The organism is Arthrobacter sp. Y3225116, assembly GCF_059091245.1.
In genome coordinates, this window is the sequence record NZ_JBNHGL010000034.1 from 1 (window position 1) to 23,283 (window position 23,283).

Genomic DNA, 23,283 nt, shown 5'->3' on the forward strand with positions numbered 1-23,283 from the left:
CGCTGGCCCGGCCCGGCGACGCCCGCGAGGTCGCCGCCGTGATCGCCTTCCTGGCTTCCGCGGAAGCCGGCTACGTCACCGGGGCATCGTGGGTGGTGGACGGCGGCATGCTGCAGATGGGACCGCAGGCCGGGGCGGCCGTGACCGGCCACGACTGGCGCAAGGTGTAGCCGCACCGGCCCGCACCGCGCCGTCGTTGGTTAGTTGGCGGCGATCCGCTCCGTGGAGCCGCGCACAATCAGCGAGGCCTCCAAGGTGAGCTGGGGTTGCTCGAGGTCGCGGCCTTCGATCAGGCCGCGCAGCTGTTCTCCGGCCGTGAGGCCGAGGCGGGCGGCGGGAAGGTGGACGCTGGTGAGGCCGGGGTTGCTGGTGGCGGAGTAGGGCAGGTCGTCGAAGCCGGCGACCGCGAGTTCGTCCGGGATCCGCACGCCGGCAACGCGCGCTTGCTGCAGCACGCCGTACGCGTGGGTATCGGTGGCGCAGACGACGGCGGTGACACCAGCTTGCTGCCATTCAGGCCAGGCGGCGGCAAACGCGTCGGCCGACGCGCCGACGTCGATCGTGGTGCTGATCAGGTGACCCGGGTCCGCGGTCATCCCGCGCGTCGCCGCCTCCTTCAGGAAGGCCGTCCGGCGAATGGCGAAGGTGGCTGTGCCGGTCACGCTGTCCAGGTACGCCACCCGCTGGTGGCCGGAGGCGGCCAGATGCGCCGCGAGTTCGCGGGCGCCGTGGGCCACGTCGAGGTTGACGGACGGCGCATAAGCCTCCAGCCCGGGCGCGTCGAGCAGCACCAGGGGGCCCGTGGCGGAGAGGTCCTCGAGGAACGCGGCATCGGGGGCATCCACCAGCAGGCCTGCCGGGCGCAGGGCGAGGAGCCGGCGGATGTCATCCGCGCGGGGAAATTCGCCGGCTTCGGTGACGGAGAGCAGCAGCTGGAAGTCCGCGCCGAGGGATTCCCGGACCCCGGCAACGACCTTGGCGAAGAACGGGTTGGAAATGTCCGGCGCCACCAGAACCACAATGGAGCTGACCCCCTTGGCCAGCGAACTGCCCACGCTGTCCACCACGTATCCGAGTTCGGCGATGGCCTGGCTGACCCGGGAGATGTTGTCCGCGGACACCCGCCCGCGCGTCTTGCCGTTGGCCACCAGAGAAACCGTCGCAGGGGAGACGCCGGCGCGTGCCGCCACCATCGCCGCGGTCACTCGCCGGCCGACGCGCGGCGGGCGCTGGGGAGGGCGGGCGGAATCCATGAGCCCATGATAAGCGTAAGCAACCGTCACATGGCATCAAGCGCTTGACGCGCGGTTACGTCAAGCGTTTGACGTGGACCGGAAGGGGGTGTCACACTTCCTGTGACCAGATTCCCGCTGCGGCGGGCCCCGATGACGTGGAGAGAATACATGGACGCCACTTCCGCGACGCCCGGACCGAAGAAGATCATCCTGGACTGCGATCCGGGGCACGACGACGCCGTGGCGCTGCTCCTGGCCCACGGCAACCCGGACATCGAACTGCTCGCCGTGACCACCGTTGTCGGCAACCAGACCCTGGCAAAGGTCACCAAGAACGCCCTGGCCGTGGGGACGATCGCCGGCATCACCGGTGTCCCGTTCGCCGCCGGCTGCGACCGGCCGCTGGTGCGCACCATCGAAACCGCGCCGGACATCCATGGCGAGTCCGGCATGGACGGCCCCGCGCAGCCGGAGTCCGCCATCGAGCTGGACCCGCGCCACGCCGTTGATCTCATCATCGACACGGTCATGGCGCACGAACCGGGCACCGTAACCCTGGTCCCGACCGGCGGCCTGACCAACATCGCGATGGCCGCCCGCAAGGAACCGCGCATCGTCGAGCGGGTCAAGGAAGTCGTGCTGATGGGCGGCGGTTACCACGTGGGCAACTGGTCGGCCGTGGCCGAATTCAACATCATGATCGACCCCGAGGCCGCCCACATCGTCTTCAACGAGAAGTGGCCCCTGGTCATGGTGGGACTGGACCTCACGCACCAGGCGCTGGCCACCCCCGACATCGTCGAGCAGATCGAAGCCGTCGGCACCGGTCCGGCCCGCTTTGTCCGCGAACTGATGGACTTTTTCGCCCAAACCTACAAGGACGCACAGGGCTTCGACTACCCGCCGGTCCACGATCCGTGCGCCGTCGCCTACGTCATCGACCCCACTGTGATGACAACCCGCAAGGTCCCGGTGGACATCGAACTGCAGGGCAAGCTGACCCTCGGCATGACCGTCGCCGACTTCCGCGCCCCCGCACCGGCCGACTGTCACACCTCCGTCGCCGTGGACCTGGACCGCACCAAGTTCTGGAACCTGGTGACCGATGCGCTGGTCCGCATCGGCGAGGTAGAGATTGGAACCGCCACCACAACGACGACGGCGGCGCCCGCCTCCGCGGCGGCGCCCGCCTCCGCGGCCCCCGAGACCTTCGGGACGGCAGCGAAATGAGCGCCGTTCTCCACGAAACCAAGACGACCCGCGGCGGCACCACCGCCCTGATGGTCGCCTTGCTGACGGCCTGCGTGGCCTTCCAGCTCAATGCCTCCATGCTCAGCCCCGCACTGGTCACCATGGGGGAGGAACTGCAGACGGACCAGGCCTCGATCGGCCTGTCCCAGACCTGGTTCTTCACCACCGCCGCTCTGTTCTCCCTGTTCCTGCCCCGGCTGAGCGATATCGTCGGGCGCAAGAAGATCCTCGTCGGCATGATGCTGCTGACGGCTGCTGGCTCGGTGATCGCGGCGCTGGCCCCGGACATTACGTGGCTCTTCGTGGGCCGGATCATCCAGGGCGTCAGCGGCCCCACCGTGCCGCTGTGCCTGATCATGCTGCGCACCGCCGTGTCCAACCCGCGCACCTACGGGACGCTGATGGGTGTCATCCTCGCGGTCAACGGCGGCGTGGCCGGCGTCGATGCCTTCCTCGGCGGCTACATGGCCGAGCACTACGGCTTCCGCAGCATCTTCTGGTTCATGGTGGTCCTCGCCGTGATCGCCGCGGTTCTCGTCGCCGTCCTGACGCCCGAGAGCAAACCGCAGGCCGGGACGCGGATGGACTGGACCGGCGTCGTCTTTATTGTTGTCGCGGTCGGTGCCCTGCTCACCGCACTGAACGAGGCCGCCAAGCTGGTCGGCGGGTTCTCCACGGGGACCCTGATCCTCTCGCTGGTGTTGATCGGTGTGGCCGTCGCCGCGTTCGCCGCCTTCTGGAACACCGAAAAGCGTGCGAAGCAGCCGATGGTCGAGATTGTCCATCTGCGCCAGCGCTCCACGTGGGCGCCGCTGCTGACCACAATCCTGACCATGACCGGCATCTTCGCCGTCATCAACGGGATCGTCCCCGCCTACGTACAGGCCGCCGCTCCCGGCTTCGGCATCGGCCCCACCGAAACGGCACTGCTCATCCTGACCCCCTACGCGCTGCTGGGCTGGGTCTTCGGCCCGATCAGCGGGCGGCTCGCCCCGGTACTGGGCTACAACAACGTGCTGCGCATCGGCATGGTCGGCAGCATCATCTCCCTGGTGATCATCGTGCTGTTCGGCATGGACAGCCTGCCGGTGATGGTCGCCGCCACTGCTCTGCTCGGCATCATGTACGCCGGCACCGCGAACATCATGCTCAACGGGCTCGGCGTGGTGCTCTCGCCCCCGGGCAACCCCGGCTTCCTCCCGGGCATGAACGCCGGAGCCTTTAACCTCGGCGCCGGGCTGAGCTTCCTGGTGCTGCCGGCGGTGCTCGTGGGCACCTCGGCGCTGGGCGACCGCGGTTCGTACCTCACGGCCGTGGTGGTCGGCCTGGTCATCACGGTCGCGGCCTTCGCCGCCTCGCTGCTGATCCCCAAGCCCGTCGATGCCGAGGTGGGAAAGTGAGTCCGCAGGCCGGACGCATCGTCGTCGTTGGTTCACTGAACGCGGACCTGACCATCTACACCGAGCGGCTGCCCAACCCCGGCGAAACGCTCCGTGGCGAAGGCTTCACCGTGAACCCGGGCGGCAAGAGCGCCAACCAAGCCGTGGCCGCTGGCCGGCTCGGCGGCAACGTCGCCCTGATTGGCGCCGTGGGCGAGGACCCCAACGGGGACATGCTGCTGGCCTCCGTTGCAGGGGCCGGCGTGGACGGTTCCCGCGTGCGCCGCGCCGCTGACGTCGAGACCGGCGTCGCGGTCATTACCGTTGACGCCGCGGGGGAGAACAGCATCGTCATTTCCCCCGGCGCCAACGGCACCGTAGTCCCGGATGACGTAGCCTCAGCCGGCGACGTTTTCGATGGCGCCGCCGTGGTGTGCCTCTGCCTCGAGGTTGGCCTGGACGCCGTGGAGGCGGCAGCAAGATCAGGGCACGACGCCGGAGCAACAGTGCTGCTCAACCTCTCGCCTTACGCGCCCGTGCCGCGAAGCCTGGCCGAACTCACCGACGTCCTGCTGGTCAACGCGCACGAGGCTTCGCAGTTCCTCGGCGGCGCCGAAATGCCCTGCGCCGATGCCGCAGTTGCCGACTGGGAGCAGGTGCGCTTGAAGTTTGCGGCGCAGGGGCTGGACCGCGCCGTGGTCACCCTGGGCGCCGACGGCTCCATCGTGCTGGATTCACATGCCGAGGAGGGGCGCCGTTTCACCCGGATAGCCCCCACCAAGGTTGACGCCGTGGACACCACCGGCGCCGGCGACGCCTTCACCGGGTCCCTCGCGGCACGGCTAGCCGCAGGGGAGACCCTGGCCGAGGCAGCGGCGTTCGCTTCGGTCGCTGCCGCCCTGGCGGCCACGAAGAAGGGAACTCAGGCCGCGTATCCGCGACTGGCAGACGTGGAGCGTCTGCGGGGCGCCTGACGCCTGACGCTAGAGGCCGAACGCGACCGACGTAGAAACGAACGGCGCCGTGCACCGGAAGGTGCGCGGCGCCGTCGTCGTTTGTGGGAGCTCTCATCCTCCGGGCAGAACTCTTTGTGGTCTGTCGATTAGCGAATAGATAGGCCGGCGGCCCGGCACCATGGCGGCGATTATAGGTCTTCGGCTGCAGCTATCCCGGCAAAATCGCGGGCGCCACGGCACCCGACTCCCACGTCAATAAAAAATGAACGTTCGGACGGGAAATAGACCAGCAACCATTGCCAACCCGCTGCGGGTGTTGTGACACTAAGTTGCCGCCGGTAACCAGACCCTCCCACAGAGGGGCTGCCGACGGCATTCGCATGCAGTTCCATCGCAAATGATTCGACGAGGAGTCAGGTGAAAAAGACGAAACCAGCGCTCATGGCACTCTCATTGGTCCTTTCGGCCGGGTTGGCGGGAGGCCTTGCCGCCCCCGGCGCTACGGCGGCCGACACCACGGAGACCGTGCAGCAAAGCAGTGAAAAGGTCCTCGGATCGGGCGCTATCACCGTCAAGCGGGACACGTACGGCGTCCCGCACGTCTACGCGGACACGACCCGGGATCTGTTCTACGGCTACGGCTACTCCGTTGCCGAGGACCGGATGTTCCAACTGGAAATGGCCAAACGCGCCGTTCTGGGCACCTCTGCCGAAGTGCTGGGCGCGGACTACGTCGAGATCGACAAGCGCTCCCGAGCCTCCTTCGACCCGGAAGCCATCAGGGAACAAATTGCTGCCCTGCCCGCCGAAGACCGGGACATTCTCGACGGTTACGCGGCCGGTTTCAACAAGCGCGTCTCCGAGGTCATGGACAACCCCGGCGTCCTGCTGCCGAAGCAGTTCACCGACTACGGCTTCGAGCCCTCCCGCTGGTCAGGCTACGACGTGGCGATGATCTGGGTCGGCACCATGGCCAACCGATTCTCGGACAGCGCCGGGGAGCTCTCCAGCCTGCAGGTCCTCCAGCAGCTCACCGCCGAACACGGCGCGGAGCAGGGCCAGCTCCTCTTCGATCAGCTGCAGTGGATCGAAGATCCTACCGCCCCCACCACCGTGCCGCGCGAGGATAAGAAGCGTCCCAACCAGCTGGCCTCGGACAGCCCCTCGCAGATGGCCAAGCTCAACAAAGTCTCCCAGGATCTGAAGGACGACGGCTTGGAGCGGATGAAGCAGTTCGGCGGCGGCGACTGGCCGAACCTCCAGCCCGAGGCCAGCAATCTCTGGATCGTCGGCGGTAAGAAGAGCAAGGAAAAGGGCTCGGTGCTGCTCAATGGCCCCCAGTTCTCCTGGTTCAACCCCTCCTACGTGTACGGCATCGGACTGCACGGGGCCGGTTACGACGTGACGGGCAATACGCCGTTCGCCCACCCCACCATCCTCTTCGGCACCAACAAGAACATCAGCTGGGGATCCACCGCCGGGCCGCTGGACGTCAACGACGTCTACCAGGAGCAGCTGAACCCGGAAAACCCTCACGAGTACAAGTACGACGGCGATTGGGTGCCGATGGAGGTCCGCACCGAAAAGATCGAGGTCGCCGGGCAGGAACCGGTCGAACAGCAGGTTTACTCCACCATCCACGGTTTCGTGACCAGCTTTGACGAAGCGAACAACACGGCCTACTCGAAGAAACGCAGCTGGACCGGGACCGAGATCCAGTCCTTCATGGCTTGGATCAAGATCATGAAGGCCCAAAACTGGGAGGAGTACCTGGCCCAGGCAGAGAAGGTCGGCATTACGATCAACTGGTACTACGCCGATAAAAAAGGCAACATCGGCTACGTCTCCCCGGGCAAGCTGCCGATCCGCGCCGAAGGGCACGACCCGCGGCTCCCCGCCGTCGGCGACGGGTCCATGGAGTGGAAGGGCATCAGGGAATTCTCCGAAAACCCCAAGGTTTACAACCCCAAGCAGGGCTATATCGTGAACTGGAACAACCAGTCCGGTGCCGGCTTCAACGCAGGCTCAGGAAACTGGTCGCCGGTGGACCGGGTCAACGAGATCATTGAGCGGCTTGAGGACCAGCAGAAGTTCACGACCGACGAGATCTGGAACATCAACGAAGAAACCTCGTTCGCGGACCTGAACATCCGCTACTTCCGACCGTTCCTCGAGGAAGCCGTCAAGACGCTGCCCGCCAAGGACCCCGCGGTCCAGGACGTCCGGCTCCTGACAGGATGGGACGGCCAGCGCCGTGACAGTGACGGCGACGGCAAGCTCGACGGCCCCGAGGCAGCGATCATGGATGCCTGGCTGCCGATCCTGTTCGAGACAGTGCTCAAGGACGACCTGCCGGCCTCCGTTTTCGCCGGCTACTCGCAGGGCACCAGCCTGAGCCGTCCGGCGAATGGCAGCAAGCTGGTCTATAACGCACTGCTGGGTGAAGACGCCGGCGTCGAACAGCACATCGACTTCTTCAACGGCGCAAACAAGCAGAGGGTTCTGCTTGACACCTACCGGCAGGCCCTCGCCAAGCTGGAGGCCGAACACGGCGAGGACCGCGACAACTGGACCGCCCCCACGTCCTACCACTCGTTCTCTTACAAGAACTTCATCGGCGTCCCCCAGGCGAACCCGGACGAGGACCTGACCGGGCCGTTCTATATGAACCGGGGCACTCAAAACGACATCGTCTCGCTCTTCGGTTCACGTGCCGAAATGTGTACGGTCGCCCCGCCCGGCCAGAGCGGATTCATCGCGCCCGACGGCACCAAGTCGCCGCACTACGCTGATCAACTGCAGATGTACGCGGACTTCGAATGCAAGACGGAAAACCTCTATCCGGAACAGCTCGACGCCAACCTTGAAAGCGAAAAGATACTGAAGTGACCTGTTCGTAGTCGGCAGCAGGCGGCCACCGAATGTGGCCGCCTGCTGCTTTCCCTATGGACCCACTGCCAGACGACCCTTTCAATCCGCGGCGGTGTGGATGCTGTGGATAACCATTGCGACCGGCTGGCGGTGCCCCGAGCCGGGTGTCGGTTACCGGGCCGGTTCGTAGCCGACGAGCCAGTGAAGCCCGTGACGATCGATTACCTGGCCATCGGAGGCGCCCCACGGCTTCGGCGCCAGGGGATCGACCACCCGGCCGCCCACGGCGAGCTTGTCGAACCATTCGTGAAGCACCTCGGGTTCGGCGGTCCCGAGTAAGGAGAGCATGACGCCCTCGAGCCGGACGCTCTTCTCCCCGGGTGCCGCATCCGATCCGGCCAGGGCGACCACGCCGTTGAGCATGCCGTGGGCTATGTGCCCCGGCGGTCCCGCACTGTTACCGAAGTCCTCATTGGTGTGCAGGGAAAGCTCTCCGCCAAAGACGTCGGCGTAGAAGCCCAGTGCTTCGCGGGCGGTGCCGGGGAAGCTGATGTAGATCTGCGGTGCCGTCATGGGCACAGCCTACCGATACGGATTGCCGGCCTCCTAGGGTGCCGGTCCTCGAGGGGAAGACGAAGAGGGATGTTCCCTGCACCGCGGTGCGGGAAACATCCCTCTTTCGCTCGCCCTCAGGCAGGGCGGAACCTATCCGAAGTACTTCGGCAGGGTGCCCTCGTGGGCTTCCTTCAGTTCGGCCAGCGGCACGGAGAACTCGCTCTGGAAGTCCAGCGCGCCATTCTCGGTGTCCACCACGCCGATGCGCATGAACGGGAAGCCCCGCGCGCCGCACATGTCCTTGAACCGGACCTCTTCGCTGCGGGCCACGGACACGACAGCGCGTGCCTGGGATTCGCTGAACAGCAGCGTGAACAGGTCCACGCCGTCGCGTTCGCAGACCTCGCCCAGGCCGATCCGGGCGCCGACGCCGAAGCGCAGGGCCATCTCGGACAGGGCGGCGGCCAGGCCGCCTTCGGAGAGGTCGTGGGCGGCGTCGATCATGCCGTCGCGGGAGGCGTTGATCAGCAGCTCGCCCAGCAGCTTCTCGGCCGCCAGGTCCACGACCGGGGGCTTGCCGCCCAGGTGCCCGCGCAGGTTGGCCCATTCGGAGCCGTCCAGCTCGTCGCGGGTGGTGCCCATCAGGTAAATCGCCTGGCCGTCCTCCCGCCAGCCCGACGGGGTGCGGCGGCCGACGTCGTCGAGCTTGCCGAGCATTGCCACGACCGGCGTCGGGTGGATCGGGGTGCTGCCGGTCTGGTTGTAGAGCGACACGTTGCCGCCGGTGACCGGAACCCCCAGCTCCATGCAGCCGTTGGAGAGGCCGCGGATCGCTTCGGCCAGCTGCCACATGACGTCCGGGTCCTCCGGCGAGCCGAAGTTCAGGCAGTCGGACACGGCCATCGGGATGGCTCCCACGGTTGCGACGTTCCGGTAGGCCTCGGCGAGGGCCAGTTGCGCCCCCTGGTAGGGATCCAGGTAGGTGTAGCGGCCGTTGGCGTCGGTAGCCAGGGCAACCCCCAAACCGGTCTCCTCGTCCACCCGGACCACGCCGGCGTCGTCGGGCATGGCCAGCGCGGTATTGCCGCCCACGTAGCGGTCGTACTGGTTGGTCACCCAGTCCTTCGAGCACATGTTCGGCGAGGCCATCAGCTCCAGCACGGCCGCCTTGAGGTCCTCGGCGCCGGCCGGGGGGTTGGCGCCCGCGGCGGAGGCCCGGAAGGTGTCGGCCTGGAGCTGGTCCTGCCATCCCGGGCGGGCGTAGGGGCGGTTGTAGACCGGGCCGTCGTGGGCGACGGTGCGGGGGTCGACGTCGACGATGGTCTCGCCGTCCCACTTGATCACCAGCCGGCCGGTGTCGGTGACCTCGCCGAGCCAGGAGTATTCCACCGCCCACTTGTCCATGACGGCCTCGAACGCCTCGACGTTCTCGGGCGAAACCACGGCCATCATGCGTTCCTGCGACTCGGACATCAGGATTTCGCCCGGCGTCAGGGTCGGATCGCGCAGCAGCACCGAGGTCAGCTCGACGTCCATGCCGCCGTCGCCGTTCGATGCCAGTTCCGAGGTGGCGCAGGAGATGCCGGCCGCCCCCAGGTCCTGGATGCCCTCGACCAGCGAGCCCTTGAACAGTTCCAGGCAGCACTCGATGAGCACCTTCTCCGCGAACGGGTCGCCGACCTGGACCGCGGGGCGCTTGGAGGGCTTGGTGTCGTCGAAGGACTCCGAGGACAGGATGGAGGCGCCGCCGATGCCGTCGCCGCCGGTGCGCGCGCCGAAAAGCACCACCTTGTTGCCCTTGCCGGAGGCGTTGGCCAGCCTGATGTCCTCGTGCCGCATGACGCCCACGGCCAGGGCGTTCACCAGCGGGTTGCCCTGGTAGACCGAGTCGAAGACGACCTCGCCGCCGACATTCGGCAGGCCCAGCGAGTTTCCGTAGCCGCCGATGCCGGCGACCGCACCGTGGACCACCCGGGCGGTGTCCGGGTGGTCGATCGCGCCGAAGCGAAGCGGGTCCATCACGGCCACCGGGCGCGCGCCCATGGAAATGATGTCGCGCACGATGCCGCCGATGCCGGTCGCGGCGCCCTGGTACGGCTCGACCATGGTGGGCGAGTTGTGCGACTCGATTTTGAAGGTGACGGCCCAGCCGTCGCCCAGGTCCGTCACGCCGGCGTTCTCGCCGATGCCCACGAGCATGTGCTTCTTCATGTCCTCGGTGACCTTGTCGCCGAACTGGCGCAGGTGGACCTTGGAAGATTTGTAGGAGCAGTGCTCGGACCACATCACGGAGTACATGGCCAGCTCGGCGGCGGTCGGCCGGCGGCCCAGCACCTTGACGACCTCGTCGAACTCGTTGCGCTTCAAACCCAGCTCGGCCCAGGGCAATTCGGTGTCCGGGGTCTGCGCGGCGTGCTCCACGGTGTCGATGTTGAACTGACGCCCCTCGGCGCGTTCGACGGCGTCGGCCGCCCCGCCGTAGCTCTGCACGTGCTCATTGCGTGCCTCGGCCTCGGTTTCCAGCCGGGTATCGACTGATGCGCTGGTCGGATTGGTCTCGGTCATTTACTTGGCACCTGCCACAATCTTCGTCAAAACGGAGGTGAAAATTCCCAGGCCGTCGGTGCCGCCGCGCAGCTCGACGTCGCCGAAGGCGGAAGAGTCCGGGCCGAAGCCGGCCTCCACGGCGTGTTCGGGGTGCGGCATCAGGCCCACCACGTTGCCCGCGGCGTTGCTGATTCCGGCGATGTCGCGGCGCGACCCGTTCGGGTTCCCGTCCGAATAGCGGAACACGACGCGGTTCTCGGCTTCCAGCTCGTCCAGGGTCTTTTCGTCGGCGACGTACTGGCCGTCCTGGTTCTTCAGCGGCACCACAATCTCCGCGCCGGCTTCGTACTGGCTGGTCCAAGCGGTGGTGTTGTTTTCCACGCGCAGCCTCTGGTCGCGGCAGAGGAAGTGCAGGTGGTTGTTCTTGATCATTGAGCCGGGCAGCAGGTGCGCCTCGGTCAGCACCTGGAAGCCGTTGCAGATGCCCAGCACCGGCAGCGGATCGTGCTGCGCGTTGGCGGCGTCGGCAATCTGGTCCATCAGCGGGGCAAACCGGGAGATGGCGCCGGCGCGCAGGTAATCGCCGTAGGAGAAGCCGCCGGGGATGATCACACCGTCCACGCCCTGCAGGTCGTGGTCGCCGTGCCACAGGCTGACGGCGGTGCCGCCGGCAATGCGGACGGCACGGGCCGCGTCGCGGTCATCCAGTGTGCCGGGGAAGGTGACGACGCCGATGCGCGCGCCTGAGAGGCCTGCGTCCGGGGCGGGCGAGAAGTCGCCGATCAGGGGAGTCTCAGTCATTATTCGCCGGCCCCGATGGTCGCCTCGGTGATGACCTCCACCCGGGTGACGTCTTCGATCACGGGGTTGGAGAGCAGCGTGGCGGCGGCATGCCGGGCCTGTTCCAGGAGTTCCTCGGTCACCTCGCCGTCAACCGTCAGCTCGAAGCGCTTGCCCTGGCGGACTTCGCTGAAGCCGGCCAGTCCCAGGCGGTTCAGCGCGCCGGCAATGGCTTTGCCCTGCGGATCAAGGATTTCGGGCTTGGGCATGACATCAACAACGATCCGGGGCATCCGGCCACTCCTGTGCTTGGATTGTGCTCTTCAAACGAAGCGAGGCGCGCGGAACTCAGTGCAGTGTCAATCCAACAATTGGTGCCGTCTCACGCTGACCCAGCGCTCCGCGAGCTTGCAGCACCATTCTACCGGCATCGCGGGGTGCTGATTTTACGGGACGACGACGGCGGATCCCGGCAAAGCCGTGCCGTCGGCCAGCGGGGCTCGTAGCATGGTCTCCATGACGGAGAAGCCGCAGTCGATGCTGCTGCCCATCTTGGCCGCCGTCGTGTTGGGCGGCCTGGGGCGGATGGTCATCCGGAAGAAGCGCGAAGACCGGCGGACCGCCCGTGCCGCACGCCAGGATCTTGACCGCCGCGTGAGCGAAGTCATGCGCGACGGCCGACGCTGACGCCACGGCAGACGCTGACCCGGGCCGGCCACGACGACGCTGACCCGGCCGGCAACGGCGCCGCTGACCTGGTCGGCAACGGGGACGTCGATCTGGTTGGCGCTAAACTTCGCCGGCGCGGCCGCCCAGCAGGGCGGCCATGGCGTTCCACTCGGAGATCTTGCACCCGTCGGTGAGGGAGAAGTGCTTGTTCACCTCGCGGCCGTTGAAGGTGCCGGTGACATGGGCCTGCTGCGGACCGCCGTATTGCTGGGTGCAGAGGCGGTTGGGATCGGGCAGCTCGAAGAAGACCCTGTCCCCGTGCTTGGCTAGCGCCGCGCACGCGCCCTCCGGGTCGCTGACCGTGGAACCATCGGCGGGACGGGAATCCCGGCACACCAACAGTTGCTCAAACCGGGCGGTGCTGTCGGCGGAGGTCAGCATGATGGATAGTTCGGCATCCACGGCCACGCCTTTCTGGTCTTCCTTCGGGGCGGGATCTGACGGGACGGGTTCCGACGGAGCGGTTTCCGACGGGGCGGGTTTCGAGGGGGCGGGTACAGAGGGGGCCGGTCGCGAGGGAGCGGGTACCGTCGGGGGTTCCGAGCGAGCGGGTTCCGACGGGGAAGGGGTCTCGCCGTCGCCCGGGGACGCTGGAACGGCGATGCCAGGGGAAGGCTGCGGCTGGTCGCCCTGGCCGCAGGCCGCAAGCCAGGGCAGGAAGAGCAGGCAGGAAAAAAGCACCGACGCTTGGCGGCAACGGGCCCGCCGTGTGCTCGGACGCTCCGCCTCAAGGGCCATGGTCAGTCCTCCGTTCGGATGTTTCCCGGAGCGGTTCGCCGCGCGCCCGCACGGTGCGACGACGAGTCTCCCTCCGTCCCGCGGTCCGGGACATCAAGCGCCTGCGGCACATCAAGGGCCTGCGGCACATCCAATGCCTCCAGCACGTCCAGAGCGCCCAGGAGCCGGCGGCGCAGCGCCTGGGCCTCGTCGGCAAACGCCCGCTGGGCCGCCACGTACTGCGCGCGGCCCTCGGTGGTCTCGATCCTGACCGGTTCGTAGCCCCAGCCCGAGAGGTCGTAAGGCGAGGCCCGCATGTCCAGCTCGCGGATCCGCCAGGACAGCTCGAAGCAGTCCATCACCAGTTCGCTGGGCAGCGCCGGGGCCAGCTTGTACGCCCACTTGTACAGGTCCATGTTGGCGTGCAGGCAGCCGGGCTGTTCCATCTGCCGCTGGTTTTCCCGGGTGGGTTGCAGCGTGTTCAGCGGTACGGCCTGCGGCGTGTAGAACCGGAAGGCGTCGAAGTGCGAGCAGTTGATCCGGCTGCCGTCCACCACCTGGTCCGTTCCCTCGGCGCCGAGCCGCAGGTCAAGGTAGTCGTGGCGGACGCCGTTGAGCCGTGACTTGTAGGCCATGGCCCACTCGTGCAGCCCGAAGCAGCCGAACCGGGCTGGCCGCGACGCGGCACCGGCGAGGATTTCCCGCGAGAACGCCACGGCGGTTCCCCGCGCCGCAAGGAAGGCCTCGGCGTCGAAGGTGACCGCACCGGCGTCGTGCTCCACACCCGCGGTGCGGCACTCGGCGGCGGTCGGCGCCCGGTAGAACTTCCACCCCCGGCGCTCGCCGGCGTCGGCGCCGGTCAACACCACGCCCGCGCCGGGATGCCAGCGCTCCAACTGCCCCGGCTTGAGGCTGTAATAGGTGAAGAGGAAGTCTTCCACCGGGTGTTTCAGCCCGGCCGAGCGGCGTTGCAGGTAGGGCTCGGTAAAGCGGCGGGCGCGCTCGCCGTGGGCCCGGGCGCGCGGCAGCCACTGCTCCGGTTCGAGCACCCGGAGCCGGTCGAGGAGAACCAGCGGCGCCATGGTTCCATTGTCCCAGCCGCCGCGGCAGATTGGCACCCGGCTTATAGCACCGCCGGCCCCGGCAGGGAAGTACGCGCAGGCAATTTCCGCCATGCCGCACCCAAGAAGGGTGAAACGGTTCTTTCAGACCTCTCGGTGCGGTACTTTGATCCCACAGACGCACCAATGTGGCTGTTGTCACAGTTGGGGATGGGGCCGGCCTCGCACGCCGGGGAAATCCAATACCCTGCGGGCCGTACGGCCTGCAGGATAGGCATTCGGCTGCGTCTGCGGGCCGACCAAAGCGGTCGGGTCCACCGGATGAAAGGCATTTCCTTCTCATGACACAGCAAAGCAGCAGCTTTGTGCACCGGCAGGGATTGCGCTCTGCCGCGGCACTCGCACTGGGGATACCGCTGATCCTCTCCGGGCTCGCCGGCCCGGCGGCGGCCGCACCCGCCGACCTTGCCCGCACCATCAGCTCGAATCCAGATGGCCAGCAGGCCGTTTACGAGGACGGCCGCTACATCGTGATGCTCTCCGGCGATCCGCTGGCCACCTATGAAGGCGGCGTGTCCGGCATCGCGGCAACGAAGCCCGCGCCGGGCGAAAAGCTGAACGGAAACAGCGCCAACGCCAAGAAGTACCGGGCACACCTGCAGGAGCAGCAGAACGACGTCGCCGCCTCCCAGGGCGTGAAGATCGGGAAGAGCTTCACGACGGCGGTGAACGGCTTCGCGGCGGAGCTGACCGGGCTGCAGGCCGCCGAGCTGGCCAAGAAGCCCGGCGTGGCGGCGGTAGCTCCGGACGAGCAGCACCACCCGGACTACTCCAGCACCGATTTCCTGAACCTGCCCGGCGGCAACGGCGTCTGGGCCGAACAGTATGGCGGCGCGCAGAACGCCGGCAAGGGAACCGTGGTCGGCGTGATCGATACCGGCTACTACCCGGACAGCGACTTCTTGGCCGGCGAAGAGGTCAAGCCGCTGACCGGCCAGGCCAAGGTCGGCGAACCGTACCTGACGCCGGATGGCAAGATCGCCATGCTCAAGGCAGACGGCAGCACGTTCCTGGGCGAATGCCAGCCGGGCCAGGAAGGTTCCGGCTTCGACGGCACCGAATGCAACTCCAAGGTGCTCAGCGCCCGCTACTACGCCGACGACTTCCTGGCCTACGTGCCGCCGGAAGACAGGCACCCGCAGGAGTCCATCTCCCCGCTGGACATCGCCAGCCACGGCACGCACACCGCCACCACGGCCGCCGGCAACAGCGGCGTGACGCAGACCGTTGACGGCCGCGACTTCGGCAGGGGCAACGGTGTGGCGCCGGCCGCCAAGGTCGCCGTCTACAAGATCTGCTGGGAGGACAACGACGACGCCACCGGCGGCTGCTACACATCGGCCTCCGTGTCCGCGATCGAGCAGGCCATCCTCGACGGCGTCGACGTGCTGAACTACTCCATCTCCGGCAACAACAACTCGGTGCTGGACCCGGTGTCGGTGGCGTTCCTGAGCGCGGCCGAAGTGGGCGTTTTTGTTTCAGCCTCCGCCGGCAACTCGGGTCCGGCTCCCGCCACCGTCAACCACAGCGCGCCCTGGGTGACCACGGTGGCGGCCAGCACGTTCTCCAATGAACTGCAGGGCACCGTGGAACTCTCGGACGGCACCAAGTACCGCGGCACGTCCATCATGAACCGCGAGGTTCCGCAGACGGCGCTGATCCTTTCCGCGCAGGCCGGTGCGGCCGGCGCCACCGGTGACGAGGCACGCTTGTGCTACCCCGGCAAGCTCGATCCGGCCAAGGTCGAAGGCAAGATCGTCATCTGCGACCGCGGCGTGATCGCCCGTGCGGACAAGTCGGTGGCCGTCGAGCAGGCCGGCGGTGTCGGTATGGTGCTCGTCAACGTGACGCCCGGGTCGCTCGACCTGGACCTGCACGCCGTCCCCACCGTGCACATCGACGACCCGTCCATCAAGGACAAGGTTGCCGCTGACCCGTCGCTGACCGCGGCGCTGCGCGACCGTGACACCACGGGGCTGCCGCAGAGCCCGGTTCCGCAGGTCGCCGAGTTCTCTTCGCGCGGTCCGTCCACGGCGGTGGACTCGAACCTGCTGAAGCCGGACGTTGCGGCCCCGGGCGTGAACGTGCTCGCCGGAGTTTCCCCGGTGGTTGGCGGCGAGACCAGCGGCTTCATGTCCGGCACCTCGATGGCCGCGCCGCACGTGGCCGGCCTCGGCGCGCTGCTGCTGGCCAAGAACCCCAAGTGGTCCCCGGCCACCGTGAAGTCGGCGATGATGACCACCGCCGGCGACCTGGTCACCGAGGACGGCTCGGTGAACGAAGACCGCTTCGCCACCGGCGCCGGCCACGTGGATACCGCCCGGATGGGCGATCCCGGCCTGGCCTACGATGCCGATATCAACGACTGGCTCGGCTTCATCCAGGGCACCGGCCTGGACCTGGGCCTGAAGAAGCGGGACACCGTCGAGTCCAAGGACATCAACGTTCCCTCGTTCGCCCTCGGGAAGCTGGCCGGCAAGGTCACCGTGGAGCGCACGCTCACCGCCCTGAAGCCCGGCACCTACACGGTGGACGTGGACCTGCCGGGCGTGAACGTGAAGGTCTCGCCCTCGAAGCTGACCTTCAAGAAGGCCGGCCAGGAACGCTCGTTCAAGGTCACCTTTGAGAACGCGGATGCGCCGCTGGATCAGTTCACCATGGGCGAGCTGGTCTGGACGGAAGAGGCCAAGGGCTCCGGCGGGCAGCACGCGGTCGCCTCGCCCATCGCCGTCCGGCCGGTCACCGCGGTGGCCCCCGCCAGCGTGGCGTTCACTTCCGACGGCGGCGACGGCACCGGCACGATCGAGGTCACCTCGGGCACCAACTCGCCGATCGACCTCGCGGTCGAGGGCCTGGCCAAGGCCAACGCCACTGCGGTGGAGAAGGTCCCCGGCCAGCCCGCTGTGATCGGTTCCAACGGCAGCACCGGATTTGCCCCGCAGGCGGTGCCGGCGGGTGCCACGCTGGCGCAGTTCTCCATCACCGCGGCCGACCCGGGGGCGGACTGGGATCTGTACGTCTACACCCCCGCCGGTACCGTGATCTCGGCGGCCACGGCGTCGGCGAGCGAGTCCCTGGCCATCAACAATCCGGCGCCGGGCACGTACTATGCCATCGCGCACCTGTATAGCAGCCCGGACGGCAAGGCCAGCAAGGGAACCATCGACACGGTGGCGCTGAGCGGTGACGCCGGCAACCTGGCGGTCAGCCCGGATCCGCTGCAGCTGGCCAACGGCGAGACCGGCACGGTAACCGCCGCCTGGTCCGGCCTGGCAGCGGGCAGCTGGGTGGGCCTGATCAAGTTCGGCGACGGCGCGGCCACTGCGGTGACGGTAAACGTCTCCGGCAACGGTGCCGCGGCGCAGGCGCCGGCAGCTGAAGGTGCCGCCGTGATAGTCGACGGCAGTGCCTCGCCGCAACCCGGGCAGCGCTCCGGCCGCTAGCGGCGTCGGCGGTCCTGGCCGCTGACAGCACCTGAACAAGCGGGAGGGTGGGCGGGGGATACGTCCACCGGCCACCCTCCCGCTGCATCTTCCGGCAACTCCGTACGTTGGCGCTAGTCCTTGGCTTCCCGCGCGGCCTTGATCAGCGCATGCATCGAGGCGTTCAGTTCACGCAACTGCTCCCGTTCAAGCCCCAAACGCGCCAGCATGGTTCCGGGCACGGCCAGTGCCTCCTCCCGCAGCGCCTGGCCCGCATCAGTCAGTCCCACGGCCAGCGCCCGCTCGTTGCCTTCCACCCGCTCCCGGGTCACCAGCCCGGCCTGCTCCAGCCGTTTGAGCATGGGGGACAGGGTGGCGGGTTCCTGCTGCAGCGCCTCGGACAGGTCCTTGACCATCCGCGGGCTCTGCTCCCAGAGGGCGAGCATCATCAGGTATTGCGGATGCGTAAGGCCCAGCTTCTCCAGCACCGGCTTGTAGGAGGCCACCACGCTGCGCGACGCCACCGACAGCGCGAAGCACAACTGGTGCTCCAGCAGCAGGTCGTCCGTCGTCCCCACTGTGGCTGTCACGGCCATCACCATCCATCAGTTCGTGCGCTAATTGTTCGTGCCCTATTATGGGGTTGAATGCCCACCAGAGTCCACCGGGCACCGGAAGAAGGATCACGCCCATGACCGAGAAGAAGTCCCGCGTCAACGCGTTCATGCGGGCGACCGGCAAGTTCCGCATCGTCTTCGGCCCGGCCCAGAAAAGCGGCGTCGACCATCCCATGACCGAGGAGAACAAGGCGCTGCTCAAGCAGCGCGAGGCCGAAGCATCGCAGTGGGAAACGGTCACCCGGGCGGACGGCAGCACTTACATCGTGCCGAAGAAGCCGGCCTAGCCCCGCTCTGTCCTTCCGTACCGCTCCTCGTTAAACTGATGCCACGGATTCTTCTGAGCAAGAAGGTGATTCAGATGGCTGGAAATGGGCGTTTCATGGACCGCTTTATGCGCGCCACGGAAAAGGCGGCGAAGGTCTGGGGCCCTGCCGATCGGATCGAGGCTGACTCCCCCGTGGTGCACAGGCACGACGCAGCGGAGAAGGCGTCCGAGGAACAACTGGCCGAGATCGAAGTGGAGCGCGGACCCGGCCACGCCTATGCCTACCGCCGGCCGCGCAAGTCCTGATCCCCGCCCCGATTTCAGGTCCGTCCGAGCTGGCTCAGCCACCGGACGAAGGGGCCGTCGGCTGACTGCCGACGGCCCCTGCCCGATTCCGCCCGTACTGCCTCAGCGGCCGGTGCCGCCGTAGACCGTGGCTTCCTCGTCGGTATCCAGGTCGAATGCCGCGTGGACGGCGCGGACCGCGGTGTCCAGCAGATCGGCGTGCGTGACAATCGAGATGCGGATCTCGGAGGTGGAGATCATGTCCACGTTCACGCCGGCCTTATGCAGGGCTTCGAAGAACTTGTAGGAGACGCCGGGGTTGGAGCGCATGCCCGCCCCGATCAGCGAGAGCTTGCCGACGTTTTCGTTGTAGAGGATGCCCTCGAAGCCCACCACGTCCTGGGCCGCGTTGAGTGCCTCCAGGGCTTCCTTGCCCTCCACCATGGGCAGCGTGAAGGAGATGTCCGTCTTGCCGGTCCCGCGGGTGGAGATGTTCTGCACGATCATGTCGATGTTCGAGTGCGCGCCGGCGACGATGCCGAAGATCTCCGCGGCCTTGCCGGGAATGTCCGGCACGCCCAGGATGGTGACCTTGGCTTCGGAGCGGTCGTGGGCAACGCCGGAGATGATGGGCTGTTCCAAGGGTTCTCCCTCTTGAATCTTGATCTTGTCGTCGGGGTTGGGCAGTACCCAGGTTCCCTCGTTCGTGCTGAAGGACGAGCGCACGTGCAGCTTCACGCCGAAACGGCGGGCGTACTCGACGCAGCGCAGGTGCAGGATCTTGGAGCCGGAGGCCGCCATTTCCAGCATCTCCTCGCTGGAGATGGTGTCGATCTTACGGGCGCTGTGCACCACCCGCGGATCGGCCGTGTAGATGCCGTCCACGTCCGTGTAGATTTCGCAGACGTCGGCGCCCAGGGCCGCAGCCAGCGCCACCGCCGTCGTGTCGGAACCGCCGCGGCCCAGCGTGGTGATGTCGTTGCTTTCCCGGCTGATGCCCTGGAAGCCGGCGACGATGGCAATCTCGCCCTTTTCGATGGTCGTCATCACCCGGTGCGGGGAGACGTCGATAATCCGGGCCCTGCCGTGGATGGCGTCGGTGACCATGCCGGCCTGGCTGCCGGTGAAGGACTGGGCCCTGGAGCCGAATTCCTGGATGGCCATGGCCAGCAGCGACATCGAGATGCGTTCGCCGGCGGACAACAGCATGTCCATTTCGCGGGCGCTGCTGCTGCTGGAGGAGACCTGGTTGGCCAGATCCAGCAGTTCGTCGGTGGTGTCTCCCATGGCGGACACGACGACGACAACCTGGTTGCCGGCGGCCTGGGTGTCGACCACGCGTTGAGCCACGCGTTTGATCCCCTCCGCGTCCGATACTGAGGAACCGCCAAACTTCTGCACTATCAGGCTCATGTGTTCTCTAAACAACTCCTGGGTTGGGGCCCGGACCGCGGCCGCCAGGGCGCGCCGCCGGGCTCATGGATTTGCTGCCGCGCATCCCGGCTGCGGACACGGCGCGGCAAGGGCAATTCTAGCGCCGCCAAGGGTAGGGCGGAGAATGCGGACGGCCAGTATGACCGGCCAGGGTAATAACGACGCCGGTGCCCGGCCACGCGCGCGACCCCACCGACTGACGCGGAACAGGTCCGCCCACTGACGCCTCTGGGCCGCCGGGTTGTTACGTGAGCATGCGGCGGCCTTCGAAGGCGCGGCCCAGCGTGACCTCGTCCGCGTACTCGAGGTCGCCTCCGACCGGCAGGCCGGACGCCAGCCGGCTAACGGGAATGCCGATGGTCTTGAGCATCCGGCCCAGATAGGTCGCCGTCGCCTCGCCTTCGAGGTTCGGATCGGTGGCGATGATGATTTCCTCGATCTGTCCGTCCGAGAGGCGGCCGAGCAGCTCGCGGATGCGCAGTTGCTCCGGACCGACACCGCCGATCGGATTGATGGCGCCGCCAAGCACGTGATAGCGGCCCTTGAACGACCGGGTGCGCTCGATCGCGATGACGTCCTTGGACTCTTCCACCACGCAGATGGCAGTCGGATCCCGGCGCGGGTCGCGGCAGATGTTGCAGGTGTCCTGTTCGGAGACGTTCCCGCAGATGGAGCAGAACTTCACCCGCTCCTTGACGTGGGTGACGGCGTCAACGAGCCGCTTCATGTCGGCCGGATCGGACTCCAAAATGTGGAACGCGATGCGCTGGGCGGACTTCGGGCCGATTCCAGGCAAGCGGCCGAGCTCGTCGATCAGCTCCTGGACAGCACCTTCGTACACTGAACCTTCAATCTCCGCGGGCGGTTAGGAACCGTCGAGGCTTCGTTCTTCGATCAGGCGTCCGCCGAGGAGCCTTTCAATGGCAGCGCGGCCCACCAGTCCGGAATCTTCGATGGCCTCGTCGTCTTCGCTGGGGATGTCCTCGACGTACTTCAAGTTTAGGTCACGGGCTGCCGGGGACGGCGCCGCGGCGGCCGATGTCGCCCGCGTGGCCTTGGCTTGGTCCAGCAACTGCTGGTAACGGCTGCGCTTTTGCCCGGGCATCTGCCGGTCCGGCGTCGTTTCCCATTCCTCGGCGGGCGGTTCGTCGTTCGCGTACGGGATGTCGTCGTACGGAGACTGCTGTGCCGGGGCGGAAGGGGCGGACGTGCTTGGTGATGCTGTCGACAAGGCGCCGGTGGGCTGGCTGTTCGGTTGGTCGGCAGCCCCGGGCACCGCCGCTGCTGAAGAGACAGGAGATGCTGGACCTGTGGGAGCTGCGGGGGCTGCGGGGGCGGGGAAGCCTGCCAAGGCCGAGCCGGAGTGGTTCGAGGCCGATGGCGCACCGGCTGCCACTGGGACAGCGGTGGGAGCCCCTGGGGCCGCCATCCGCTCGGCCAGCTTCGCAAAAACCGGCTTCTCCCCTGGCAGGGCAGGCGGTCGCTGGCCGTTGCCGGAGGCGCTGTTCGGTGATTCGGCCGACGGCGCTGACGCGGCGGTGGCCCCGGAGAAGCCGCTGGATGCTGATGCCCCTGACGCGGCGGAGGTGGCGCTGGGGGCCGAAGCGGCGGTGGCCGCCGACAGGCTCGAGCCCGCGGACATGCCGCTGGGGGCTGAAGCGGCGGTGGCCGCCGACATCCCGCTTGCGGCTGAAAGGCCCGTAGGCGCGGAGACCCCGCTGGGGGCAGACGGACCGGAAACGGCCGAAGCAGGGGATACGCCGGATCCCCCCGACATCGCAGGACCACCGGAGAAGCCGGACGTTGCGGCGCCGGTCGACATAGCCGAGCCGGCCGGTTCGGCCGGGGCTGCCGGCATCGTCGGTTCAGCAGAAGACGGAGCAGGCGCCGAGCCCGAGCCGGCCATGAAGCCGGTCATCTCGGCGGCTGGTGCCGGCTGCCGATGATCAACTTGCCCAACCGGTCCCGAAACCGGCGCGGGCGCACCTACCGTAGCGGTGTTGGCGGACCAACATCCGTCTGCCGGCTGCGGCCGGCTAGTAGGTACTTTTGGGTTTGACTCACCCGCTGTCACCGACGCGTCTTCGACGGTTTGAATCTGCAGGTCGATGCCGAGCACCTGCTGGATGGCCTGGCGCACGTTGTCCGCGTGGTCGCCATTGTTGAAGTTGGTGGCGGAACCCTGGTTCTTGAAACCCAGCGTCAGCGCGGTGCCGTCGAGGCTTAGCGGCGAGGCATTGGTGCTGACGTTCATCCACGTCACCTTGCGGATGCCGCTGAGCGTGTTCAAAATCTCCGGCCAAGCGCGGCGGATCATCTCGATCTGCCCGGACGCCTGCGGGCCGGACTGGCCCTGGCGCGGGGCCTGCGCCGGTGGCGCGGCCTGTTCCGGGCGCACGGGAGACTGTTGTGCCGAAGCCTGCGCCTGTGGTGCAACCGGTTCCGGTCGTGCCGGAGCCTGCGGTGCTGCCTGCGCCTGCCGCTGCGGTCCGGGCTGCTGCGCCGGGGGCTGGCCCTGTGCCTGCGGCCGCTCGTTGCCTGCCGCTGACGGCGCTGCCGTGTTCCGGGGAGATTGAGCCGGCTGGCCCGATCCACGGGCCTGGTCTCCGGCCGGCTGAGCGGGGTGCTGTGCTTCGGTTGCCGGAGCCGGCTCCGGCATGGCGCCCCAGGTGCCACCCCAGTCGGCCGCGCTTTCGCCGGAGGAGCCAGCAGCAGCGTTCTGCTGGCCGGCCGCGTCGGACGGGACCTGCACGCCGGCGTCCTGCCTGCCGCCGTCCCGCGGGTTCCCGAACACCGACGACGGGACAGTCGGACGGCTGGAATCGTTGGCGGATGCCGGAGCGGAAGGCGGCTGGGCGGAAGACGCCTGGGCCGCGGCTGCGGCCGCGGCGCCGGTCCCATCCGGAGATCCGGAGGTTCCCGCCGACGCAGGTGCCGTACCCGCGGAAGCGGCGGGAGCTCCGCCGTCGTGCTGTTGAGCAGGCTGGCCTGCGGCCCGTGAGTTGTTGGCGGCGGGAGCGGCGGATGGTGCAGTGCGGCGAAGGCGGAGAGGAACAGGGCCCGTTTGAGGTTCTTGTTGCCGCGACGGCTGGTGTGCTCACCGCGGATTGACGTTC

22 protein-coding genes are annotated in these 23,283 nt (G+C 67.6%); 11 read left to right on the forward strand and 11 right to left on the reverse strand.

Going from position 1 to position 23,283, the window contains the following annotated elements; genetic code table 11:
* Window positions 1-170 (forward strand): SDR family oxidoreductase (locus AC5RV2_RS05650; protein WP_494091570.1); only part of this gene is annotated, 170 nt, incomplete at its 5' end.
* 30 nt (window positions 171-200) lie between these two features.
* On the opposite strand, the gene AC5RV2_RS05655 is transcribed toward AC5RV2_RS05650, so the two are convergent.
* The gene (locus AC5RV2_RS05655; RefSeq protein ID WP_494091571.1) at window positions 201-1,193 is read right to left on the reverse strand and encodes a LacI family DNA-binding transcriptional regulator; all 993 of its coding nucleotides are present in this window, start codon (window positions 1,191-1,193) and stop codon (window positions 201-203) included.
* A 210-nt stretch (window positions 1,194-1,403) separates the two neighbouring features.
* Between AC5RV2_RS05655 and uriH the strand changes: the two genes are divergently transcribed.
* From uriH to AC5RV2_RS05675, 4 genes are all read left to right on the forward strand, one after another.
* Window positions 1,404-2,465, forward strand: coding sequence for a uridine-preferring nucleoside hydrolase UriH (gene uriH / locus AC5RV2_RS05660; RefSeq protein WP_494091553.1), 1,062 nt, complete (start codon window positions 1,404-1,406; stop codon window positions 2,463-2,465).
* Window positions 2,462-3,886 (forward strand): uridine transporter UriT, encoded by a 1,425-nt coding sequence (uriT, locus tag AC5RV2_RS05665; RefSeq protein WP_494091554.1) that lies wholly within the window; start codon window positions 2,462-2,464, stop codon window positions 3,884-3,886. The genes uriH and uriT overlap by 4 nt, the downstream gene beginning before the upstream one ends.
* The gene (locus tag AC5RV2_RS05670; protein WP_494091555.1) at window positions 3,883-4,839 is read left to right on the forward strand and encodes a ribokinase; all 957 of its coding nucleotides are present in this window, start codon (window positions 3,883-3,885) and stop codon (window positions 4,837-4,839) included. Before uriT ends, AC5RV2_RS05670 begins: the two co-directional genes overlap by 4 nt.
* Window positions 4,840-5,262: 423 nt before the next feature.
* Window positions 5,263-7,710: a penicillin acylase family protein gene (locus AC5RV2_RS05675; RefSeq protein WP_494091556.1), complete on the forward strand. Its 2,448-nt coding sequence runs from the start codon at window positions 5,263-5,265 to the stop codon at window positions 7,708-7,710.
* A gap of 153 nt (window positions 7,711-7,863) precedes the next feature.
* Here the strand turns inward: AC5RV2_RS05675 and AC5RV2_RS05680 are convergent, their stop codons facing one another.
* The 4 genes from AC5RV2_RS05680 to purS form a co-directional block, all read right to left on the reverse strand.
* Window positions 7,864-8,265 carry a VOC family protein gene (locus AC5RV2_RS05680; RefSeq protein WP_494091557.1) on the reverse strand — a complete coding sequence of 134 codons (402 nt, stop codon included), beginning with the start codon at window positions 8,263-8,265 and terminating at the stop codon, window positions 7,864-7,866.
* A 132-nt stretch (window positions 8,266-8,397) separates the two neighbouring features.
* Window positions 8,398-10,812: a phosphoribosylformylglycinamidine synthase subunit PurL gene (purL, locus tag AC5RV2_RS05685; RefSeq protein WP_494091558.1), complete on the reverse strand. Its 2,415-nt coding sequence runs from the start codon at window positions 10,810-10,812 to the stop codon at window positions 8,398-8,400.
* Window positions 10,813-11,595, reverse strand: coding sequence for a phosphoribosylformylglycinamidine synthase subunit PurQ (gene purQ / locus AC5RV2_RS05690; RefSeq protein WP_494091559.1), 783 nt, complete (start codon window positions 11,593-11,595; stop codon window positions 10,813-10,815). It lies immediately after the preceding gene.
* A complete protein-coding gene (gene purS, locus AC5RV2_RS05695) occupies window positions 11,595-11,867 on the reverse strand; it encodes a phosphoribosylformylglycinamidine synthase subunit PurS (protein WP_494002056.1) in 273 nt (90 codons plus the stop codon). The genes purQ and purS overlap by 1 nt, the downstream gene beginning before the upstream one ends.
* A 223-nt stretch (window positions 11,868-12,090) precedes the next feature.
* On the opposite strand from purS, the gene AC5RV2_RS05700 reads away from it, so the two are divergent.
* Complete coding sequence (locus AC5RV2_RS05700) at window positions 12,091-12,261, forward strand: hypothetical protein (RefSeq protein WP_494091560.1); 171 nt, start codon at window positions 12,091-12,093, stop codon at window positions 12,259-12,261.
* A 102-nt stretch (window positions 12,262-12,363) separates the two neighbouring features.
* Here the strand turns inward: AC5RV2_RS05700 and AC5RV2_RS05705 are convergent, their stop codons facing one another.
* Together AC5RV2_RS05705 and AC5RV2_RS05710 are read right to left on the reverse strand one after the other, a co-directional pair.
* A complete protein-coding gene (locus AC5RV2_RS05705; RefSeq protein WP_494091561.1) occupies window positions 12,364-12,705 on the reverse strand; it encodes a serine protease inhibitor in 342 nt (113 codons plus the stop codon).
* Between the two features lie 338 nt (window positions 12,706-13,043).
* Window positions 13,044-14,102 carry a 3-methyladenine DNA glycosylase gene (locus AC5RV2_RS05710; protein ID WP_494091562.1) on the reverse strand — a complete coding sequence of 353 codons (1,059 nt, stop codon included), beginning with the start codon at window positions 14,100-14,102 and terminating at the stop codon, window positions 13,044-13,046.
* 320 nt (window positions 14,103-14,422) lie between these two features.
* On the opposite strand from AC5RV2_RS05710, the gene AC5RV2_RS05715 reads away from it, so the two are divergent.
* Window positions 14,423-17,584 carry a S8 family peptidase gene (locus AC5RV2_RS05715; protein ID WP_494091563.1) on the forward strand — a complete coding sequence of 1,054 codons (3,162 nt, stop codon included), beginning with the start codon at window positions 14,423-14,425 and terminating at the stop codon, window positions 17,582-17,584.
* A 113-nt stretch (window positions 17,585-17,697) separates the two neighbouring features.
* On the opposite strand, the gene AC5RV2_RS05720 is transcribed toward AC5RV2_RS05715, so the two are convergent.
* Entirely contained in the window at window positions 17,698-18,159 is a 462-nt protein-coding gene (locus AC5RV2_RS05720) for a MarR family winged helix-turn-helix transcriptional regulator (RefSeq protein ID WP_494091564.1), read from the reverse strand.
* A 95-nt stretch (window positions 18,160-18,254) separates the two neighbouring features.
* On the opposite strand from AC5RV2_RS05720, the gene AC5RV2_RS05725 reads away from it, so the two are divergent.
* Both AC5RV2_RS05725 and AC5RV2_RS05730 read left to right on the forward strand, forming a co-directional pair.
* Window positions 18,255-18,467, forward strand: a complete 213-nt coding sequence (locus tag AC5RV2_RS05725) for a hypothetical protein (protein WP_493977167.1) — start codon at window positions 18,255-18,257, stop codon at window positions 18,465-18,467.
* Between the two features lie 74 nt (window positions 18,468-18,541).
* Window positions 18,542-18,754, forward strand: coding sequence for a hypothetical protein (locus AC5RV2_RS05730; RefSeq protein ID WP_494091565.1), 213 nt, complete (start codon window positions 18,542-18,544; stop codon window positions 18,752-18,754).
* 102 nt (window positions 18,755-18,856) lie between these two features.
* Here the strand turns inward: AC5RV2_RS05730 and AC5RV2_RS05735 are convergent, their stop codons facing one another.
* The 3 genes from AC5RV2_RS05735 to AC5RV2_RS05745 all read right to left on the reverse strand — a co-directional run bounded on the left by AC5RV2_RS05735 (window position 18,857) and on the right by AC5RV2_RS05745 (window position 21,398).
* Window positions 18,857-20,146, reverse strand: a complete 1,290-nt coding sequence (locus tag AC5RV2_RS05735; RefSeq protein WP_494091566.1) for an aspartate kinase — start codon at window positions 20,144-20,146, stop codon at window positions 18,857-18,859.
* A gap of 265 nt (window positions 20,147-20,411) precedes the next feature.
* Complete coding sequence (gene recR / locus AC5RV2_RS05740) at window positions 20,412-21,008, reverse strand: recombination mediator RecR (protein ID WP_494002065.1); 597 nt, start codon at window positions 21,006-21,008, stop codon at window positions 20,412-20,414.
* 24 nt (window positions 21,009-21,032) lie between these two features.
* Entirely contained in the window at window positions 21,033-21,398 is a 366-nt protein-coding gene (locus tag AC5RV2_RS05745; RefSeq protein ID WP_494091567.1) for a hypothetical protein, read from the reverse strand.
* On the opposite strand from AC5RV2_RS05745, the gene AC5RV2_RS05750 reads away from it, so the two are divergent.
* On the forward strand, window positions 21,376-22,113 hold the full coding sequence (locus tag AC5RV2_RS05750; RefSeq protein WP_494091568.1) for a hypothetical protein: 738 nt from the start codon (window positions 21,376-21,378) through the stop codon (window positions 22,111-22,113). The genes AC5RV2_RS05745 and AC5RV2_RS05750 overlap by 23 nt on opposite strands.
* 146 nt (window positions 22,114-22,259) lie before the next feature.
* Window positions 22,260-22,394, forward strand: coding sequence for a hypothetical protein (locus AC5RV2_RS05755; RefSeq protein ID WP_494091569.1), 135 nt, complete (start codon window positions 22,260-22,262; stop codon window positions 22,392-22,394).
* Window positions 22,395-23,283 lie beyond the last annotated feature (889 nt).

What these genes read in the sequence shown, in the direction of transcription:
- AC5RV2_RS05655 (WP_494091571.1), bottom strand. Translation starts at nt 1,193, where the DNA reads ATGGTGGCGGCACGCGCCGGCGTCTCCCCTGCGACGGTTTCTCTGGTG.
- uriH (WP_494091553.1), top strand. Translation starts at nt 1,404, where the DNA reads ATGGACGCCACTTCCGCGACGCCCGGACCGAAGAAGATCATCCTGGAC.
- uriT (WP_494091554.1), top strand. Translation starts at nt 2,462, where the DNA reads ATGAGCGCCGTTCTCCACGAAACCAAGACGACCCGCGGCGGCACCACC.
- AC5RV2_RS05675 (WP_494091556.1), top strand. Translation starts at nt 5,263, where the DNA reads ATGGCACTCTCATTGGTCCTTTCGGCCGGGTTGGCGGGAGGCCTTGCC.
- AC5RV2_RS05680 (WP_494091557.1), bottom strand. Translation starts at nt 8,265, where the DNA reads ATGACGGCACCGCAGATCTACATCAGCTTCCCCGGCACCGCCCGCGAA.
- purL (WP_494091558.1), bottom strand. Translation starts at nt 10,812, where the DNA reads ATGACCGAGACCAATCCGACCAGCGCATCAGTCGATACCCGGCTGGAA.
- purQ (WP_494091559.1), bottom strand. Translation starts at nt 11,595, where the DNA reads ATGACTGAGACTCCCCTGATCGGCGACTTCTCGCCCGCCCCGGACGCA.
- purS (WP_494002056.1), bottom strand. Translation starts at nt 11,867, where the DNA reads ATGCCCCGGATCGTTGTTGATGTCATGCCCAAGCCCGAAATCCTTGAT.
- AC5RV2_RS05700 (WP_494091560.1), top strand. Translation starts at nt 12,091, where the DNA reads ATGACGGAGAAGCCGCAGTCGATGCTGCTGCCCATCTTGGCCGCCGTC.
- AC5RV2_RS05710 (WP_494091562.1), bottom strand. Translation starts at nt 14,102, where the DNA reads ATGGCGCCGCTGGTTCTCCTCGACCGGCTCCGGGTGCTCGAACCGGAG.
- AC5RV2_RS05715 (WP_494091563.1), top strand. Translation starts at nt 14,423, where the DNA reads ATGACACAGCAAAGCAGCAGCTTTGTGCACCGGCAGGGATTGCGCTCT.
- AC5RV2_RS05720 (WP_494091564.1), bottom strand. Translation starts at nt 18,159, where the DNA reads ATGGCCGTGACAGCCACAGTGGGGACGACGGACGACCTGCTGCTGGAG.
- AC5RV2_RS05725 (WP_493977167.1), top strand. Translation starts at nt 18,255, where the DNA reads ATGACCGAGAAGAAGTCCCGCGTCAACGCGTTCATGCGGGCGACCGGC.
- AC5RV2_RS05730 (WP_494091565.1), top strand. Translation starts at nt 18,542, where the DNA reads ATGGCTGGAAATGGGCGTTTCATGGACCGCTTTATGCGCGCCACGGAA.
- AC5RV2_RS05735 (WP_494091566.1), bottom strand. Translation starts at nt 20,146, where the DNA reads ATGAGCCTGATAGTGCAGAAGTTTGGCGGTTCCTCAGTATCGGACGCG.